This window comes from Shewanella canadensis (genome assembly GCF_003966225.1).
In the GTDB taxonomy this organism is placed as follows: domain Bacteria; phylum Pseudomonadota; class Gammaproteobacteria; order Enterobacterales; family Shewanellaceae; genus Shewanella; species Shewanella canadensis.
Genome location: NZ_RXNU01000023.1, coordinates 23,087 through 43,115 on the forward strand (window position 1 = coordinate 23,087; position 20,029 = coordinate 43,115).

Genomic DNA, 20,029 nt, shown 5'->3' on the forward strand with positions numbered 1-20,029 from the left:
AGTCAAAGAAAAAGAGTTGGTTAGCTCCATAAAGTTTAATGTGGAGTGTTGTTGAGGGTATAATGAGCAAACAGGCAAAGCGTAAGCAGAAACCGCAGTTAATCGAATGGCGTTTATATGTCGTTGTTGCCTTCGTATGCCTGCTGTTTACCAGTCTTATCGGTCGTGCTGCTTATATTCAAATCATAGAGCCGGAAAAGCTACGTCATGAAAGTGATATGCGTACGCTTCGTACCACCAGTAGAGAGGTACAGCGTGGACTGATCACCGACCGTAACGGTGAGATGTTAGCCGTGAGTGTGCCGGTAAAGGCGGTATATGCCGATCCCAAGGTCGTCCACGACCGTAATGGTTTTGTCGATATGCGGCGCTGGCAAGCGTTGGCCGATATTCTTCATGAGCCTAAAGAGAAGATACTGAAGCGGGTTCAATCAAATCCAAAGAAACGTTTTACCTATCTTAAACGTCAGGTCACACCGGCTGTTGCGGAATATATCAGTAAGTTAAAGCTACCGGGTGTCTATCTGAAATCTGAATCCCGCCGCTACTATCCAACCAGTGAAATCTCGGCTCAGTTAGTGGGGATCACTAACATCGATGATATTGGCATAGAAGGTATCGAGAATTCCTATAATGACTGGTTAACCGGTACCCCATCTAAACAGAAAGTACGTAAATCGAGAGATGGTCATGTCGTCGAACGTCTGGATATCGTGCAGGATGGAGATAGTCCAAACGACCTCGTGCTTAGTCTGGATCAGCGCATTCAGCAGTTGGCATACCGTGAGTTGAAAAAAGCGACGGAGATAAATCAAGCGACCTCGGCTTCTATCGTTGTTCTCGATGTACACACGGGGGAAGTATTGGCTATGGCTAATACACCATCTTATAACCCTAACTCCCGAGATAATCTTCAAGCGTTCAGAATGCGAAACCGAGCGCTTACCGATTCCTATGAGCCAGGCTCGACAATTAAGCCTTTTGTTGTTGCTGCCGCACTCGAAGCCGGAACCATCCAGCCAGATCAAATCATTAAGACCTATCCAGGCCGAATGAGGATTGGTGGCAAGGTTGTACGGGACTCCAGATATTATGGCGATCTCTCGCTTGCCGATGTGCTGGTGCATTCGAGTAATGTCGGCATGGCCAAAATTTCGCTTTCAATGCCAGTTCAGGAGCTATTGGGCGCTTACCAGACAATGGGACTGGGTAATTACTCCGGTATCAATCTTGCGGGTGAGAGTGCCGGGCTTATCCATGATCGCAGGCGTTGGTCTGAATTTGAACGTGCGACGCTTTCATTTGGTTATGGGCTTATGGTAACACCGCTTCAATTAGCCAGGTTGTATGCCACCTTAGGAAGTAAAGGTGTCTTATACCCCGTCTCTATCTTAAAGCTCAAGCAGCAACCCGAGGGAGAGCAGGTTATTTCACCTGAGATTGCACAGAGCGTGATGGAGATGCTCATCGGTGTCACTGAAAAAGGCGGCACGGCGACCAAAGCCCATATTGAGGGCTATCCGGTAGCAGGAAAAACGGGTACGGCCCGTAAAGCGGTTGCCGGTGGTTACGGTGAGGATTATGTTGCCATTTTTGCGGGTGTAGCCCCTGTACATAGCCCTGAATTAGCGATTGTTGTCGTTGTTAATGAGCCGAAGGGCGACAGGTATTACGGTGGTGATGTTGCCGCTCCTGTGTTCGCCGCAGTTATGTCGGGTGCTTTACAGATGCTTAATATTGAACCTATTTCGTCGAGAGAAAAGGTACGTCTAGCGGGTACAACGAGGAGAACTGAGTGATGCTATTACGTGATTTGTTAGCCCCTTGGTTCCATTATGCGGGTTCAGAAAGCTTCAATAAGCTGACTCTGGATAGTAGGGCTGTGGGCCCGGGGGATCTTTTTATTGCCATCCCCGGTCATCAAGCCGATGGCCGAAAATATATTAGTTCTGCCGTACAGCAAGGTGCTGTGGCATCTCTGGTTCACACCGATGATCCCGAGTGCCATGGAAAACTTGTCGATGATGAAGGAAAACAGATCTTATTCTTCCAGCTTAATCGCCAATTATCAGCTCTAGCGGCTCAAGCATATCCACTTAACGCAGAACGTTTAAAGCTGGTCGGTGTAACAGGCACTAATGGCAAAACATCGATAACCCAACTTATGGCCCAGCTGGTTGCCTTATTGGGAAAACAGAGTGCGGTCATGGGAACCCTGGGCAATGGCCTTTGGGGTGACTTAGTCGATAGCGGTAATACGACAGCCGATGCAATCACCATGATGGCTCAGCTTCAGGAGTTTGATGCTCAAGGCGCCGAGTTATGCGCGATGGAAGTCTCGAGTCATGGTTTGATTCAGGGAAGAGTCGAGGCTGTTCCCTTCGATGTGGCGGTATTTACCAACTTAAGCCGTGATCACCTGGATTATCATGGGACCATGCAGGCTTATGGCGATGCGAAGAAACTATTATTTAACTTTCCCTCGTTAAGCTCTGGCTTGATCAATCTTGATGATGAGATTGGTAAGCAATGGCTAGCCGAACACGATACGGGGAAATATACCAGTTTCAGTATTCATGGTGAGTCGGCTTCAATTGAAAACTCAAAAGCAATCTACACCCAAAATAACCATTTCCATCATCAGGGGGTCGATGCAAGATTAGTCTGGCCTGGTGGCCACGCCGATCTGCGCTCACCACTATTAGGCTCATTTAATCTGTCGAACCTCATTGCCGCGCTGGGAGCCTTGTATCTGCTTGACTTCGATATGCATGCATTAGTTTCCGTGGTGCCTAAGTTACAAGCCGTTGCAGGACGCATGGAGCGATTTACGACTCCGGGTGATGTCACTATTGTCGTCGATTATGCACACACCCCCGATGCCATCGAGCAGGCCCTTAAGGCATTAAGAGGTCATTGCGACGGTGAGCTTTGGTGTCTGTTTGGTTGTGGTGGCGATCGTGATAAAGGCAAGCGACCATTGATGGCGCAAGCCGCAGAAAAATATGCGGATAGAGTGGTGGTGACCAGTGACAATGCCAGAAGTGAGCAACCCGATGTCATCATTAACGATATTCTGGAAGGGTTAACCGCACCCGATAAGGCGTTAACAGAGGTGGATCGTGAAGTGGCTATTCGTCAAGTGGTGGCAAATGCCAAGGCGGGAGACTTAGTGTTACTAGCCGGGAAAGGGCATGAAACCTACCAGGAAATGGCTGGAGTTCGCCGGGAATATGATGAGCGTGCGCTGGCACGTGAACTTGCCGAGGCTCAAGTATGATCCCGTTAACGTTATCGCAATTGAGTCATCGATTAGATGCGCGCCTCATCGGTCCCGATACCGAAATTGCCCATGTTTGCAGTGATAGCAGAACCATTCCGTCCCAGACTTTGTTTGTTGCACTGAAAGGCGAGAGATTCGACGGTCACAACTTCGCACATCTAGCGGTCGAAAATGGCGCTGATGCGCTTCTTGTGACTCATGAATTACCTCTGGATCTCCCCCAACTGATAGTGAAAGACACTCAGAAAGCCTTGGGAGAGATAGGGGCATACCTTCGAGAGGTGATTCAGCCTAAGTCGATAGCGCTCACTGGTTCAAATGGAAAAACGAGTGTGAAGGAGATGGTTGCGACCATCCTATCCCAGAGACACAAGGTGCTCTACACTGCCGGCAATTTTAATAATGAAATTGGTGTTCCCCTTACCCTGCTCCGTTTGGAGGAGGGAGATGAGTTTGGTGTTTTCGAACTTGGGGCGAATCATCGCGGCGAGATCGACTACACCTCGTCACTGGTTAAGCCCGATGTTGCTTTAGTCAATAATGTTGCCTCGGCTCACCTCGAAGGCTTTGGTTCATTAGCCGGAGTCGCTGCTGCCAAGTCTGAGATATTTAATCATCTCAGTTGTGACGGGACGGCAGTGATTAATGCCGATGATTCATTCGCTCAGGTGATGAAAGAGGCGGCAAGTGAACATAAGCAGCTAAGTTTTGCTATTGAAGCTGCAGCCGATCTGCAAGGAAGCGAGCTCGAACCCGATCTGCTGGGTCGCTATTGCTTCAAGATGAATTACCTGACCCAACAAGTTTCAGTGACATTGCCCTTGTCTGGTCGCCATCAAGTGAGCAATGCACTTGCCGCCGCAGGGATCTGTTTAACCTTGGGCCTACCTCTGAGTGAGATCGTTTCAGGCTTGTCTTTGCTCGAGCCGGTGAAAGGTAGAATGTTACCAACTCAGCTCGGTCGGGTGCGAGTGATTGACGATAGTTATAACGCAAATCCTGCATCGGTTAGCGCTGCAATTGACTGGCTTCAAGAAATTGATGGATATCGCTGTTTAGTGCTGGGTGATTTGGGAGAATTAGGCGACAATGCGTCCCTTTTGCATACTGAGCTGGGTGAGCTTGCAAAAAATAGCGGGATAGATGCGCTGTTTTCATTGGGTGAACTAAGCGAAAATGCCAGTACCGCCTTTGGTGGTGTTCATCATCAAGAGTTTGAGCAAGTAGTGGGTAATTTAGTTAATAATATTAATCGGTTGCAAGGTAATGTGACGGTTTTAGTCAAGGGCTCACGCAGTGCCGGAATGGAACGCGTGGTTGAGGCCTTAATAGTTGCCTATGGGCGCGGGGAGTTTGTTTAATGCTGGTTTATCTGGCGGAGTATTTAACTCAGTTTTATTCTGGGTTTAACGTTTTTTCTTATGTAACGTTTAGAGCCATTCTAGGCCTGATGACTGCCTTGATATTTAGTCTTTGGTGGGGACCGAAGATGATTGAACGTCTGCAGATGCTACAGATCGGCCAAGTTGTACGAAATGATGGTCCGGAATCTCATTTCAGTAAACGTGGCACGCCGACGATGGGCGGTATTCTGATCTTAGCCGGTGTATTTATTAGTGTGCTGCTTTGGGGAGACCTTGCCAGCCGTTACGTGTGGGTCGTGCTATTCGTGCTTGCAAGCTTTGGTTTGATTGGCTTTATCGATGATTATCGTAAAGTGGTTCGAAAAGATACCAAAGGTTTGATCGCCAGATGGAAGTATATCTTACAGTCACTTGCCGCATTGATCATCGCATTTTATCTCTATGCATCAGCGGATTTAGTCGGAGAAACCCAGCTTGTAGTGCCTTTCTTTAAAGATATTATGCCTCAACTCGGTGGCTTCTTTATCGTTTTGGCTTACTTCACCATAGTGGGGTCGAGTAATGCCGTCAATTTAACCGACGGGCTTGATGGTTTAGCGATCATGCCTACCGTTATGGTCGCCGCGGCTTTTGCGTTAATTGCCTATCTTTCGGGTCATGTTCAATTTGCAAATTACCTACACCTGCCGTACCTGCCAGGTGCAGGAGAGTTGGTGATTGTCTGTACCGCAATCGTCGGTGCCGGCTTAGGTTTTCTCTGGTTTAATACCTACCCTGCACAGGTGTTTATGGGGGATGTAGGCTCTCTGGCGTTAGGGGCTGCACTTGGTGTGATAGCCGTATTGGTACGTCAGGAGATCCTGCTGGTGATCATGGGGGGTGTCTTTGTTATGGAGACGGTGTCGGTCATCTTGCAGGTTGGTTCATACAAGTTACGTGGACAAAGAATTTTCCGTATGGCCCCCATTCATCATCATTATGAGTTGAAAGGTTGGCCAGAGCCTAGAGTGATTGTTCGTTTTTGGATTATCTCTCTGTTTTTAGTTTTACTTGGCCTGGCCACGCTGAAATTAAGGTAGTCGGGTATGGATTTAGATAAGATATTGCAGTTTGTTGCTGAACTTTGCATCGTCAGAAAAGGGTAGCTGAATATGGTTAACCACAAGTCGCACCTGATATTGGGATTGGGAGCCACAGGCCTCTCGGTTGTGCGTTATCTGCATGGTCAAGGGATCACTCCCTTGGTTATGGATAGTCGTCAGAATCCTCCTGGTGCGGATACGTTGGCGGCTGAGTTTCCCGATGTCGAGTTGATCAGTGGTGGTTTCGACTGCCGATATCTGGTGCAGGCTACTCAGATCATTGTCAGCCCTGGCATCGCTATCGATACACCGGAAATCCGAGCCGCGATAGATATGGATATTGAGGTTATCGGCGATGTCGAACTCTTTGCCAGAGCGATCAAAGAGCGGGACGCTTGCGTTATCGGTATCACGGGGTCGAATGGAAAGTCTACGGTTACTACCTTAGTGGCTGAGATGGCTAAGGCGGCGGGTATCAATTATGCCGTTGGTGGCAATATTGGTATTCCTGTTTTAGATCTACTCCAGAGCGATATTGAGCTGTATGTATTGGAACTATCTAGTTTTCAATTAGAAACAACTCACAGCCTGAACTGTATTTCGGCTACTTGTCTTAATATCAGTGAAGATCATATGGATAGGTACAGCGATATCGAAGCGTATCGGCAGGCTAAGCTGAGGTTGTACTCACAAACCCGGTTTGCTTTGTTTAACCGTGAAGATGAGCAGACAGAGCCCAAAGATCCGATGAACCAGAACAGTTTCGGTTTATCTCTACCTGACAATGATGAGTGGGGAGTCTGTGAGGGCAAGATAGTACACGGTAATGCCGAGATTATCAGTCTTCAGGATGTTGCTCTGGTTGGCAGTCATAATCATGCCAATCTGATTGCGGCTATGGCGCTGGCTTATCAAGCAGATATAGAAAAAGCGGCAATGGTTGAGGTTGCTTCAAAGTTTACCGGGCTCGAGCATAGGTTTGAGACGGTCGTTAACCACAATGGTGTTGCTTACATTAACGACTCTAAGGCGACAAATGTCGGTGCTACTGTGGCGGCTATTGAGGGGCTGAGTCAGCATCTGGGAGATATCATTTTAATTGCCGGTGGTGATGGGAAAGGAGCGGATTTCAAACCTTTGGTGCCAGTGTTAAAAGCGGTGAGCCATCTCATTACATTAGGTAAAGATGGAGATAAGATCGCCGCCCTGTCCGAACACTCGATTAGGGTTAATTCAATGGCCGATGCGGTCAACAAAGCCGCCCAGTTAGCCATAGCCGGAGATATTGTTTTGTTGTCTCCGGCGTGTGCCAGTTTGGATATGTACAAGAATTTTATGGAGAGAGGCGATGATTTCCGTCAGCTAGCGGAAGGGTTAAGCGCCGAGGCGTTAAATGCGTAGCGAAGAGAGGCAACTCAACTTATTTGGCACCAGTGTGAATTGGAGTTGGCCAAATTTGTTCAAAGAGCGAGAAGCTCCCGGCATGCAGTTATATGACCGCAGCTTGCTGTTTGCTGTTTTGTCTCTGATCTGCTTTGGGTTTGTGATGGTTATGTCAGCTTCAATGCCTGAAGCGCAAAGCCTGACGGGTAACCCTTTCCATTTTGTTATCAGGCACTCTGCTTACCTTGTGGGCTGCATTGTTATCGCTGCAGTGGTATTGCGCATCGAGATGTGCCGCTGGCAACAGTTTAGTCCGCTCTTGCTATTGATCGTTGGCATCATGTTAGTCGCCGTACTACTTGTTGGTACGTCGGTGAATGGTGCGACCCGTTGGTTATCTGTGGGACCGATTAGAATACAGGTGGCTGAACTCGCTAAATTTGCCTTTACCATCTACATGGCAGGTTATTTAGTCAGACGTCATCAGGAGATCAGGGAAAATGCCAAAGGTTTCTACAAACCGATTGCCGTATTTGCGGTTTATGCGTTTCTGATCTTGATGCAACCCGATTTAGGTACTGTCGTCGTGTTATTTGTGGGAACGGTTGGCTTACTTTTCTTAGCCGGTGCCCGCTTACTGGACTTTTTTGCCTTGATATTGACTGGTGTGATGGCATTTGTGGCCTTGGTGCTTTTAGAGCCCTATAGGATGCGTCGAGTCACCTCTTTTATGGATCCCTGGCAAGATCCTTTCGGTAGCGGTTATCAGTTAACCCAATCTTTGATGGCTTATGGACGCGGCGATTGGTTCGGACAAGGTTTAGGTAACAGTATTCAGAAGTTAGAGTACCTGCCCGAAGCACATACGGACTTTATCTTTGCCGTTGTCGGCGAAGAATTGGGCTTTATTGGCATCATTGTGGTGCTGTCGGTGCTGCTTTTTGTTGCCCTTAGAGCGATCAAATTAGGCAATTTGTGTATTGAGATAGATAAGCCTTTCGAAGGCTACCTTGCTTACGCCATCGGTATTTGGTTCTGTTTTCAGACCGTAGTGAATGTGGGTGCAAGTATTGGAATGCTACCAACGAAGGGACTCACTCTACCTTTTATTAGTTATGGAGGCAGTAGTCTCTGGGTTATGACCGCCGCAGCTATGATATTGATCCGCATCGATCATGAGCGACGCTTAAGCTCTATTCAAGCTGTGCAGGGGAAAAAAAGTTAATGACAACGGTGAATACTGATAAACGTATTTTGATTATGGCCGGAGGTACTGGAGGTCATGTATTTCCTGCGCTAGCAGTCGCAAAATACCTTTGCCAGCAAGGCTGGCAAGTCAGGTGGTTAGGAACCGCTGAGCGTATGGAAGCAAGGTTAGTTCCTAAGCATGGATTTGATATCGATTTTATCGATATCAAAGGGGTGCGTGGAAACGGATTGCTGCGTAAGCTGGCTGCCCCCTTTAAGGTGATACGTTCGATCATGCAAGCCCGGGCTGTGATTAAAGAGTTCAAGCCTGATGTGGTCTTAGGCATGGGAGGCTTTGCCAGTGGACCCGGTGGTGTGGCTGCCAGACTATCGGGGATCCCCTTAGTATTGCATGAGCAAAATGCAATACCGGGAATGACCAATAAAATTCTTGCTCGAATTGCCAGTCAGGTTTTATGTGCCTTCGAAGATACGTTTGACAATGTAGAGGCTGAGGTTGTTGGAAACCCGATAAGAGAAGAGCTGATCGCCTTGGGCGATAGCAATGTTGACCCGGTTACCGATGACGCATTAAAGGTATTAGTCGTTGGTGGAAGCTTAGGCGCTAAAGTGTTTAACGACCTGATGCCGAGTGTGACTGCAGCGGTGAGTAAGACGCACTCGATTACCGTATGGCACCAGGTAGGTAAGGGTAACCTTCAAGGGGTCAAGGGTGAGTACCAACACCTTGGACAAGATGGCAGTGTTAATGTTGCCGAATTTATCGATGATATGGAAGCGGCGTACCGCTGGGCCGATGTCGTGCTGTGCCGCTCTGGGGCATTAACCGTCTCAGAGGTGGCAGCCGTTGGCCTACCGAGCCTGTTAGTGCCATATCCACATGCCGTCGACGATCATCAAACCAAAAATGCGCAGGTTTTGGTGCAGGCTGGGGGGGCATTTTTGCTGCCGCAGACAATTTTAGATGCAAATAAGCTGATTGGAAAGTTGCAAATTCTAGCCTCTGATAGAAACGAATTAGCTCAGATGGGCCTACGAGCAAAAAGTGCAGCGGTATTGGACGCAACACAGAAAGTTGCGAGCGTCTGCATCAGATTAGCTGGAAAGGATTGAGATGAGTAAGAATCAAGAGAAGTATTCACAGTTAAGAAGCATCATCCCGGAGATGAGAAGAGTTAAGCATATCTACTTCGTCGGAATCGGCGGTGCGGGTATGGGCGGAATTGCTGAGGTACTCGTTAATGAGGGGTACAAGCTATCCGGTTCCGATATCGCTGAGAATACTGTGACACAAAGACTTGTCTCTCTGGGTGCCAAGATCCATATAGGGCATCGAGAAGAGCAGGTACATGGCGCAGACGTTGTAGTGGTATCGACGGCGATTAGCGCCGATAACCCTGAGTTATTAGAGGCTCAGGCGTTGAGGATCCCGGTTGTCCAGCGGGCAGAGATGCTTGCCGAGTTAATGCGTTACCGTCATGGTGTCGCCGTTGCGGGAACCCATGGTAAAACCACGACGACCAGTTTAATTGCCAGTGTTTATGGACAAGCTGAGCGCGATCCTACATTCGTTATTGGTGGCCTGCTAAACAGTGCCGGTACCAATGCCAGATTGGGTAGCAGCCGTTACTTGATCGCCGAAGCGGATGAGAGTGATGCCAGTTTCTTACATCTGCAGCCTATGGTTAGCGTTGTAACCAACATTGAAGCGGATCATATGGACACCTATGGGGGAGATTTTGAAAAATTGAAATCTACCTTTATCGATTTCCTGCATAACCTACCTTTTTATGGCGTAGCAGTAATGTGTATCGACGACCCGGTTGTGCGCGAGTTACTGCCTAGGGTAGGCCGTAAGATAGTGACTTATGGTTTTAGCGATGATGCAGACATTCAAGCCCTCGACTTCGTGCAAGAAGCGTATCGCAGCCGTTTCATGCTAAGAAGAGCTGGAACTGAAGATATTGAAGTCGTGGTGAACTTACCCGGCCAACATAATGTGCTCAATGCGTTGGCTGCGATTGCCGTTGCTACAGAAGATGACATTGAAGATGCGGCAATTATACAGGCACTCGCAGATTTTCAGGGGATTGGCCGCCGGTTTGAACAATTAGGCTGTTTCGATACCAATAAGGGTGAGATGGTGTTGGTTGATGATTATGGTCATCATCCGAGTGAAGTTGCTGCGACGATTAAAGCGGCTAAATCCGGTTGGCCGGATAAACGTTTGGTCATGATTTATCAACCTCACAGGTATAGCCGTACTCGGGATCTCTACGATGATTTTGTCGAAGTCTTATCTCAAGTGGATTGCTTGTTGTTACTGGATGTTTACGCCGCGGGAGAGTCTCCTGTCCCCGGAGCCGATAGCCGTGCATTATGTCGGTCGATACGTCAACGAGGTCAGCTCGACCCTATTTTTGTCTCCGATAGTGAGCAACTGCTCAGTTTACTACCGGATGTTCTCCAAGCGGGAGATCTTGTATTGACTCAGGGAGCAGGAAATATCGGAACGATAGCTAAACAGTTATCTCAATCTAGCTTAGGTTTCGATTTAGCGGCTTCAGGAACGGGTAAGGAATAAATTTGAAAGATATCTCATTGCCGATGTATCGGATTTTGACCCCACGAATAAGGTCTATATAATGGCCGGTTTTCTGTGGTTCATTAGTATATTAACGTTTTCGTTAAAATCTAGATTAGGGTTGAATATCTGTGTCTTGGGCTGAGATAGGTCAAAGGTGGAAATTGAGGCTGGTGCAGGTCGATTGGTATCTGTGTCTTGGGCTCCTGTTTTTGCTCTTGGTAGTACTCAGTTTATCAATGGGAGCTTGGAAACTTAATCTGATTGTTAATGACGCCGAGGCATTGCCTATCGAGGCGGTGGCAATCAGAGGAGAGCGTGCCAGAACCTCTGATGAAGAGATACAGGTCGCACTGCAGGACTTAATGAAGAGAAGCTTTTTCTCGGCAGATGTCAATCAAGTGCAGGATGCATTAGAGGCGTTGCCATGGGTTTACCAGGCTTCGGTACGGCGTGAATGGCCTGCAAAGCTAAAGGTTTACCTGGTTGAGCAACAAGTCGTCGCTCATTGGAATGGAGATGCCTGGCTCAATATTCATGGGCAGGTATTTGATGCACCTAAAAGGTCTGATACTGGGCCTTTGCCTCTGCTTGCTGGCCCGGAAGGGCAATCGAAAGTGGTATTAACCACATATCGGCAAGTTAGCGAGTTGTTGAAGATAAATGGTTTCAAGTTAGACAGTCTAAGTTTGAGTCCGAGACATGCATGGCATGGTTCATTAGATAACGGAATTATGCTCGAATTAGGCAGAGAAGATAAAATGGCAAGGATACAAAGATTTATCAATGTGTATCCGACACTGGTTAAGCAGCCAAAGCCAGTTGCCAAGGTAGATTTGCGCTACGACACCGGATTAGCCGTAGGTTGGGAAAATGCACAGAAAGAGAGCCAGTAAATAATGACCAAGAATCAAGATAGAAATCTGATCGTTGGATTAGACATAGGAACCTCAAAGGTTGCTGTGATCATAGGTGAAGTGCTACCCGATGGTGAGATCAGTGTTGTCGGGTTGGGGAATCATCAGTCCAGAGGCATGGACAAAGGTGGTGTAAACGATCTCGATTCTATTGTGCGCAGTGTACAGCGAGCGTTAGATCAGGCCGAGTTGATGGCCGATTGCCAGGTTTCATCGGTATATTTGGGTATTTCTGGTAAACATATCGATTGTCAGAATGAAAATGGTATGGTCTCGATCAATGATGAAGAGGTCACGCAGGATGACGTCGACAATGTGATTCACACGGCGCGTTCGGTAAAAATTCCTACTGAGCGCCGCATATTGCACGTGTTGCCACAAGAGTATGCAATTGATGTACAGGACGGCATTAAGAGCCCTATCGGTATGTCAGGCATGCGTATGGAGGCGAAGGTTCATATCGTGACATGCGCGAATGATATGGCAAAAAATATTACCAAGAGTGTCGAGCGATGTGGACTTAAGGTGGATGACTTAGTGTTTTCTGCCATCGCCTCTGCGGACTCAGTTTTGACTAATGATGAGAAGGACTTAGGTGTCTGTCTAGTCGACATCGGTGGTGGGACAACAGATCTGGCGGTATATACCAACGGTGCATTGCGTCATTGCGCTGTGGTGCCAGTTGCCGGTAATCAGGTGACTAACGATATCGCAAAAATTTTCAGAACACCACTTTCTCATGCGGAACAAATTAAGGTTCAATTTGCCAGTGCTCGTAGCTCCATGGTTAGCCGTGAAGACAGTATTGAAGTTCCTTCTGTCGGTGGACGGCCATCCAGAACCATGTCCAGACATACATTGGCAGAAGTGGTTGAGCCCAGGTATCAAGAGTTATTTGAGTTAGTGCTCAAAGAGTTAAGAGATTCAGGATTAGAAGATCAGATCGCAGCTGGTATCGTCCTAACAGGTGGAACATCCTCCATTGAAGGGGCGGTAGATGTGGCTGAAGCCACATTTGGTATGCCAGTGAGAGTAGCAACACCACTACCGGTGAAAGGGTTATTTGAATATGTGGATCAACCTATCTATTCGACAGGGGTAGGCTTGTTACACTACGGAGCAAGAAGGGTCGTCGAGCGACAGTTCGAGCGTCCTGAGCGTCAAGGGGTTACCAGTCTTTGGAATCGGGTTCAAAGCTGGTTTAAAGGTGAGTTTTAATAGTTTAAGAATATGAGCGACAGGCTTAATCGATTAACTATTTTACATATAACGCAGGCAAAACGGAGAGAAGACCATGTTTGAGATCATGGATAGTCATACTGATGAAGCGGTGATCAAGGTCATCGGTGTCGGTGGCGGCGGTGGCAATGCCATCGAACATATGGTTAAACACAACATCGAAGGTGTTGAGTTTGTTGCAACCAATACAGATGCACAAGCATTAAGAAAATCTTCAGCAGGATCAACCATTCAACTTGGACGTGATATCACTAAAGGGTTGGGAGCAGGGGCAAATCCAGAAATTGGGCGCCTGGCAGCCGAGGAAGATAAAGAAAATATCAGAAATGCCATTAAAGGTTCTGACATGATCTTTATTGCCGCAGGTATGGGTGGCGGTACGGGTACAGGTGCTGCGCCAGTTGTTGCTGAAGTTGCTAAAGAAGAAGGCATCTTAACCGTTGCTGTTGTAACTAAGCCTTTCCCATTCGAGGGAAAGAAGCGCATGTCGTATGCCGATCAAGGTATCGCTGAGCTTGCCAAGTCTGTGGATTCGTTAATTACCATTCCTAATGAGAAACTACTTAAAGTATTAGGCCGTGGTACGTCATTGTTAGATGCTTTTGCCGCGGCAAATAACGTATTGCTAGGTGCAGTCCAAGGTATCGCAGAGCTGATCACTCGACCTGGTTTGATCAACGTGGATTTCGCAGACGTGAAAACCGTGATGTCTGAGATGGGTAATGCCATGATGGGTACGGGTGTAGCCAGTGGTGAAGACCGTGCGGAAGAAGCAGCAGAAGCGGCTGTTGCCAGTCCTCTACTGGAAGATATCGATCTTGCCGGTGCTCGTGGTGTACTTGTTAACATTACGGCCGGTATGGACATGAGTATTGAAGAGTTTGAGACAGTGGGTAACCACGTTAAAGCTTATGCATCTGATAATGCTACAGTCGTCGTGGGAGCGGTAATCGATCCTGAAATGAGCGATGAGTTGCGTGTGACCGTCGTTGCTACCGGAATTGGCGGAGAAAAGAAGGCTGATATTCAGTTGGTGACTAAACCTGCTCCGCGTCCAGAGCCTATCGTGACACCAGAAGTTCGTCCAGAGACAGTATCTGAAGAATTTATAGCTCAGCCAATGGCGACAGGAAATGTTGTGCCAGTTGCTCAAACTGCACCAGCACCAAAAAATGAAGCTGATTATCTGGATATTCCTGCATTCTTGCGTAAGCAAGCTGATTAAATGTAGTTTTGGTGTACAGCTTTTAATTAAGCAGTCTACGTTTTGCTAAGGCGACTTTTTTCAGTTTCGCGATGGTGATGGGTAGTAGAATTTTGGCTAATTTGCAAAGATATGTTAGCATATCCGACCAGCCGCGCCTGTATATAGAGAACTATCCTATTACAGGTTTGAGCTTTTTTGTTGAGATGAACGGGTAATAGAATGATTTTTCAAAGAACTGTTAAAGAAATGGTTAAAACCACTGGAGTCGGATTGCATTCCGGCAATAAGGTGACTTTGAGCATCAAACCCGCACCCGTTAATACAGGGATTGTACTCGTGCGTACCGACCTTGAACCTGCAGTGACTATTCCAGCCAAAGCAGATTTAGTTCGTGAAACGACTATGTGTACGGCACTTGTCAATGATGACGGTGTACGTATCTCAACAATTGAGCATCTGTTCGCAGCACTTGCGGGCCTAGGTATCGATAACGCTGTTATTGAAGTCGATGCCCCGGAGATCCCAATCATGGATGGCAGCGCCAGCCCATGGGTATTCCTACTTCAATCAGTTGGGATTCAAGAGCAAGCGTCGGCTAAGAAATACCTAAGAATCAAAAACACTGTGCGTGTTGAAGATGGTGATAAATGGGCTGAACTAAAACCCTTTAAAGGTTTTAGAGTCGATTTTGCAATCGACTTTAATCACCCTGAAATCGCCCGTAGTCAACAACACATGGTAATGGATTTTTCTACTTCAGCATTTGTGCGCGATATAAGTCGAGCGAGAACATTCGGCTTTATGCGTGATATCGAATACTTGAGAGCTAACAATTTAGCCCTGGGTGGAAGTATGGAAAATGCAGTTGTGCTTGACGAATATCGTGTCCTCAACCCCGATGGTCTGCGTTATGAGGATGAATTCGTTAAACATAAGATTTTAGATGCTTTCGGTGATCTCTATGTTGCTGGTTATGCCATTGTTGGTGAATTCTGTGCATTCAAAACCGGGCATGCGTTAAATAACCAATTAGTGCGTGCTTTGTTAGCGCAGCAAGATGCCTGGGAACTGGTCAGCTTCGAAAAAGACGAAGCACCTGTGAGCTTCTCTGTACCAGCAGGTGCAGTGTTCGCTTAATCGATAGATTAAAAGAACTCAGAGTTACTTAATTGCTAACGCTAAGATTGCCTTGAACGGCTGGCTAATGCAGCCAGCCGTTTTAGTTTCTCTGCTAAAGAACCCTCCGTATGTTCGGCCAATGCTTCAATATGGGAAGCTGCTGTTTCACTGATGTGATGTTGAGGGATTTTGGGCTTTGTTTCATACAAAACCAGACTCGGGTTGACTTTAACTTCGATAGCGGAGAGCATGGGTAGCGTTTCGGCTTGTAGCTGTTGTAAAATTTTGGCTTTCTGGAAGTTTATTCTTGCGGCCCATGCAGCTGAAGTCGTTTCAATAACAAGAACACCCTGTCGAAGATTCGCAACTTTTAGTTGCTGCGACACCGGACCTGCTAACACCTGTTTCACGTAATGATTCAAGTGTAATAGAAGTTCTGCTTTTTCAGCAAGATTAGGCATTTGCCCTTGCTGATGCAGTAATTGGCTTAGGTCCTGCGGGGGCTTTTTCATATGATAACAAAATGGCTTAATTAGGCTATGAGTGTAACAGTTTTTATTCAAGGTCGAAATGGCGCCTCTCGATGGCAGCCTGGTAAACGTTGGCTGTTGTTACCTGTTCTATTAATAGCAGCAGGTTCAGGTCTATACCAGCACAGTGCCAAACAAATTCTGCAACAGCAGACCAATGTCGATAATGAGCGAGTTGCGCGTGAAGCGCAAAAAGACGAGCTCATAGAGCTTAAAGGTGCGACTGAAGCCCAACTGGCTATGCTCGTAACCCATGTTGCCCGCATACAAGCGAAGGTGACGCGTCTTGAGGCTCTCGGTCAGCAAGTTGCAAAAAATAATCAATTAGAAGATCAATTTGATTTCTCTTCCGAAGTCGGTGTGGGTGGCCTGAGTGAATTAGGCGCCAATATCGAGCTAGACCAGCTTATCTCAGACATGGATAAGTTAGTATCACGAATAGATAATAATAATGTTCAGCTTTCAATACTTGAAACAGTATCATCTAATCTCCATATAGATGAAGAACGTTATATATCTGGGCGGCCCATCCAAAAAGGATGGTTATCATCGCCCTACGGTTTACGAAATGACCCTTTTAATGGGCGGAGAACTGTGCATAAAGGCATCGACTTCGCCGGAAAAGAGGGAACCAATGTGGTCGCCACCGCTGGCGGTGTGATCACATGGGCAGGCAGAATGTTTGGCTATGGTGAGCTTGTAGAGATAGATCATGGAAATGGTTTACGAACTCGCTATGGACACAATAAGTCTTTGTTAGTTACCGTAGGTGATGTCATCGCCAAAGGCGAGAATATCGCCAAAATGGGAAGTACCGGGCGCTCGACCGGACCCCATGTGCATTATGAAGTGTTGCGGGGTGGACAGCAGATAGATCCGCAGAAATTTGTCTACCGCAAAGCAGGTTAATATAAAATTAGGCTTTTGACTCAATCGGGACTTGGCCAACAACATAAAAAGTGGTTCAGATGTTTGGTAAAATACTGACAAAATTATTTGGTAGTCGTAACGATCGCACACTTAAATCTCTTGGCAAAAATGTCACACAGATTAATGCACTTGAAGATGAATATGAAAAGCTGACTGACGAAGAGTTAAAAGCTAAGACTACTGCCTTTCGTGGTCGTTTAGAGTCTGGTGAGACTTTAGATGATGTGATGCCTGAAGCTTTCGCCGTTGTACGCGAAGCGTCTAAGCGTGTTTTTGAAATGCGTCATTTCGATGTTCAAATGCTGGGTGGTATGGTACTTGATAGTAACCGTATTGCTGAGATGAGAACGGGTGAGGGTAAAACTCTTACCGCAACACTACCGGCTTACCTGAATGGTTTGACGGGTAAAGGTGTTCACGTTATTACGGTCAATGATTATTTGGCACGTCGTGATGCTGAAAATAACCGTCCGCTTTTTGAGTTTCTTGGACTCTCTGTTGGTATTAATGTCGCGGGTCTGGGCCAGCAAGAGAAGAAAGCTGCCTATGATTCCGATATTACTTATGGTACCAACAACGAATTTGGTTTCGATTATCTCCGTGACAATATGGCCTTTTCGCCACAAGAGCGTGTTCAACGCCCACTTCACTATGCGCTGATCGATGAAGTCGATTCGATTCTTATCGATGAAGCCAGAACGCCATTGATCATCTCTGGTGCCGCAGAAGACAGCTCTGAGCTCTATACCAAAATTAATACCCTTATTCCGCATCTTATTCGTCAAGACAAAGAAGATACGGAAGAGGAGATCGGCGATGGTGATTACTCTATCGACGAGAAAGCTAAACAAGTTCACATGACTGAACGTGGGCAAGAGAAAGTTGAAGTCCTGCTTACTGAACGCGGAATGTTGGCCGAAGGCGACTCCCTCTATTCAGCTGCAAACATCTCTCTACTGCATCATGTGAATGCCGCGCTGCGTGCTCATACTCTTTTTGAAAAAGATGTCGACTATATCGTCCAGGATAACGAAGTTATCATTGTCGATGAGCATACCGGTCGTACTATGCCGGGTCGCCGTTGGTCTGAAGGTCTTCATCAAGCGGTAGAAGCGAAGGAAGGCGTTCATATTCAAAATGAAAACCAAACCCTTGCATCTATTACTTTCCAGAACTTCTTTCGCCAATATGAGAAGTTAGCGGGAATGACAGGTACAGCAGATACTGAAGCGTTCGAATTCCAACACATCTATGGATTAGATACGGTAGTTATTCCGACCAACAGACCTATGGTTCGTAAAGACCATGCCGATCTTGTGTATTTAACTCCTGATGAAAAATACACTGCGATTATTGAGGATATTCGGGGCTGTCGTGAACGTGGTCAGCCAGTGCTTGTGGGTACCGTTTCAATTGAACAATCGGAACTACTTGCACGCTTAATGCAGCAAGAGAAGATCCCTCACGAAGTATTGAACGCAAAATTCCATGAACGTGAAGCCGATATTGTTGCCCAAGCGGGTCGAACCGGTGCGGTAACCATTGCAACCAACATGGCGGGTCGTGGTACCGATATCGTGCTAGGTGGTAACTGGAACATGGAGATTGAAGCGCTCGATAATCCTAGTGCTGAACAGAAAGCTAAGATCAAAACCGATTGGCAGATTCGACATGATGAAGTTGTTGATGCTGGGGGATTGCATATCCTAGGTACAGAGCGTCATGAGTCTCGCCGTATCGATAACCAGTTACGTGGTCGTTCTGGTCGTCAAGGTGATGCCGGTTCTTCACGCTTCTACCTTTCAATGGAAGATAGCCTGATGCGTATCTTTGCTTCGGACCGTGTTTCTTCAATGATGAAGAAGTTAGGTATGGAGAAAGGTGAGGCGATAGAGCACCCTTGGGTTTCTCGAGCGATTGAAAATGCACAACGTAAAGTTGAGGCACGTAACTTCGATATTCGTAAGCAGTTACTTGAGTTTGATGATGTAGCTAACGATCAGCGTCAAGTTGTTTATGCACAGCGAAATGAACTGATGGATGCTGAGACTATCCAGGACACAATCGTTAATATTCAGGCCGATGTGGTTAATGGTCTCGTCGATCAATATATTCCTCAGCAATCTGTTGAGGAGCTATGGGATGTCCCTGGCTTACAAACGCGTCTGGAGCAAGAGTATGGGTTGAAAATGCCTGTACAGGAATGGCTGGATAAAGAAGATGATCTTCATGAAGAAACGCTTCGTGAGCGAATTGTCGATACTTGGGTGAAATCATACCAGGCTAAAGAAGAGATGGTTGGCGAGCCAGTTCTGCGTCAATTTGAAAAAGCTGTCATGCTACAAACACTCGACGGTTTGTGGAAAGAGCATTTGGCTGCCATGGATCATCTGCGTCAAGGTATTCATCTACGTGGTTATGCACAGAAGAACCCTAAGCAAGAATACAAGCGTGAATCTTTTGAGTTGTTCCAGCAGATGTTAGAAACGCTGAAACACGATGTCATCAGTGTTCTATCTAAGGTTCAAGTACAAGCTCAGTCAGATGTTGAAGAGATGGAGGAGCGTCGCCGTCAGGAAGATGCCAAAATCCAACGTGATTACCAACATGCTTCAGCAGAGGCTATAGTCGGAGCTGAGGAAGCGGAAGCTTTGTCTGCACACACTCCCGTTGTACGGGAAGGTGAAAAGGTTGGCCGTAATGATCCTTGTCCTTGTGGTTCAGGCCGTAAGTATAAGCAATGTCACGGCAAGCTGACATAAGCATCTCTATTCGATAGAAGATTATGAAAGGCCACTCAATGAGTGGCCTTTTTCATTTATCAGACTAGCGCATGAGCGGCATGTATGAATAATATTAACTCCACGCTCCATATGTGCTGCCGTTTACCAGAATTTCACAGTATCTGTAATCCTGCTTGTTTGTTGGTTATTTCGACTTATTCAAGGTGTTCTGTGGATAAGGCTGGGGGTAATTGGTGGGTATTATGTGGCTATCTTAAAAGATCGAAAAAATATCATTTTTTCGATAAAAAGGGGTTGTGCTCTGCTCTGAGATCCCTATAATGCGCAACCACTGACACGGCACAGCAGGCATACAGCCTACATCTCGTAAGAGAGTGCAGTTGAAGTTGAGTTAACTTTTTAACGAAAGATATCTCAGGCAGAAACCCTTTAAGAGTT

At 46.8% G+C, this 20,029-nt stretch carries 15 protein-coding genes; 14 read left to right on the plus strand and 1 reads right to left on the minus strand.

The annotated features are described in order from the left end of the window. Positions 1-62 precede the first annotated feature (62 nt). From EKG38_RS23615 to lpxC, 12 genes are all read left to right on the plus strand, one after another. Positions 63-1,799, plus strand: coding sequence for a peptidoglycan D,D-transpeptidase FtsI family protein (locus EKG38_RS23615; RefSeq protein ID WP_126523346.1), 1,737 nt, complete (start codon positions 63-65; stop codon positions 1,797-1,799). After that, on the plus strand, positions 1,799-3,280 hold the full coding sequence (murE, locus tag EKG38_RS23620) for a UDP-N-acetylmuramoyl-L-alanyl-D-glutamate--2,6-diaminopimelate ligase (protein ID WP_126523361.1): 1,482 nt from the start codon (positions 1,799-1,801) through the stop codon (positions 3,278-3,280). The genes EKG38_RS23615 and murE overlap by 1 nt, the downstream gene beginning before the upstream one ends. After that, positions 3,277-4,644: a UDP-N-acetylmuramoyl-tripeptide--D-alanyl-D-alanine ligase gene (locus tag EKG38_RS23625; protein ID WP_126523347.1), complete on the plus strand. Its 1,368-nt coding sequence runs from the start codon at positions 3,277-3,279 to the stop codon at positions 4,642-4,644. Before murE ends, EKG38_RS23625 begins: the two co-directional genes overlap by 4 nt. After that, complete coding sequence (mraY, locus tag EKG38_RS23630) at positions 4,644-5,726, plus strand: phospho-N-acetylmuramoyl-pentapeptide-transferase (protein WP_126523348.1); 1,083 nt, start codon at positions 4,644-4,646, stop codon at positions 5,724-5,726. The genes EKG38_RS23625 and mraY overlap by 1 nt, the downstream gene beginning before the upstream one ends. A 72-nt stretch (positions 5,727-5,798) precedes the next feature. After that, on the plus strand, positions 5,799-7,130 hold the full coding sequence (gene murD, locus EKG38_RS23635; RefSeq protein ID WP_126523349.1) for a UDP-N-acetylmuramoyl-L-alanine--D-glutamate ligase: 1,332 nt from the start codon (positions 5,799-5,801) through the stop codon (positions 7,128-7,130). After that, positions 7,123-8,337: a cell division protein FtsW gene (gene ftsW / locus EKG38_RS23640; RefSeq protein ID WP_126523350.1), complete on the plus strand. Its 1,215-nt coding sequence runs from the start codon at positions 7,123-7,125 to the stop codon at positions 8,335-8,337. Before murD ends, ftsW begins: the two co-directional genes overlap by 8 nt. Next, positions 8,337-9,434: an undecaprenyldiphospho-muramoylpentapeptide beta-N-acetylglucosaminyltransferase gene (murG, locus tag EKG38_RS23645; RefSeq protein WP_126523351.1), complete on the plus strand. Its 1,098-nt coding sequence runs from the start codon at positions 8,337-8,339 to the stop codon at positions 9,432-9,434. The genes ftsW and murG overlap by 1 nt, the downstream gene beginning before the upstream one ends. Before the next feature lies 1 nt (position 9,435). Further along, entirely contained in the window at positions 9,436-10,905 is a 1,470-nt protein-coding gene (gene murC, locus EKG38_RS23650) for a UDP-N-acetylmuramate--L-alanine ligase (RefSeq protein WP_126523352.1), read from the plus strand. Positions 10,906-11,036: 131 nt separating this feature from the next. Next, positions 11,037-11,801 carry a cell division protein FtsQ/DivIB gene (locus EKG38_RS23655; protein ID WP_126523353.1) on the plus strand — a complete coding sequence of 255 codons (765 nt, stop codon included), beginning with the start codon at positions 11,037-11,039 and terminating at the stop codon, positions 11,799-11,801. A 3-nt stretch (positions 11,802-11,804) separates the two neighbouring features. Then, positions 11,805-13,040, plus strand: a complete 1,236-nt coding sequence (ftsA, locus tag EKG38_RS23660) for a cell division protein FtsA (protein WP_126523354.1) — start codon at positions 11,805-11,807, stop codon at positions 13,038-13,040. 76 nt (positions 13,041-13,116) lie between these two features. After that, the gene (gene ftsZ / locus EKG38_RS23665) at positions 13,117-14,286 is read left to right on the plus strand and encodes a cell division protein FtsZ (RefSeq protein ID WP_126523355.1); all 1,170 of its coding nucleotides are present in this window, start codon (positions 13,117-13,119) and stop codon (positions 14,284-14,286) included. 201 nt (positions 14,287-14,487) lie between these two features. Further along, positions 14,488-15,405 carry a UDP-3-O-acyl-N-acetylglucosamine deacetylase gene (gene lpxC / locus EKG38_RS23670; protein ID WP_126523356.1) on the plus strand — a complete coding sequence of 306 codons (918 nt, stop codon included), beginning with the start codon at positions 14,488-14,490 and terminating at the stop codon, positions 15,403-15,405. A 41-nt stretch (positions 15,406-15,446) separates the two neighbouring features. On the opposite strand, the gene EKG38_RS23675 is transcribed toward lpxC, so the two are convergent. Beyond that, positions 15,447-15,899, minus strand: a complete 453-nt coding sequence (locus tag EKG38_RS23675; RefSeq protein WP_126523357.1) for a DUF721 domain-containing protein — start codon at positions 15,897-15,899, stop codon at positions 15,447-15,449. 27 nt (positions 15,900-15,926) lie between these two features. Here EKG38_RS23675 and EKG38_RS23680 point away from each other — a divergent pair, with 27 nt between their 5' ends. After that, positions 15,927-16,826: a M23 family metallopeptidase gene (locus EKG38_RS23680; protein WP_126523358.1), complete on the plus strand. Its 900-nt coding sequence runs from the start codon at positions 15,927-15,929 to the stop codon at positions 16,824-16,826. A 59-nt stretch (positions 16,827-16,885) separates the two neighbouring features. Continuing rightward, positions 16,886-19,609, plus strand: a complete 2,724-nt coding sequence (gene secA, locus EKG38_RS23685; RefSeq protein WP_126523359.1) for a preprotein translocase subunit SecA — start codon at positions 16,886-16,888, stop codon at positions 19,607-19,609. The last annotated feature ends 420 nt before the right edge of the window (positions 19,610-20,029 follow it).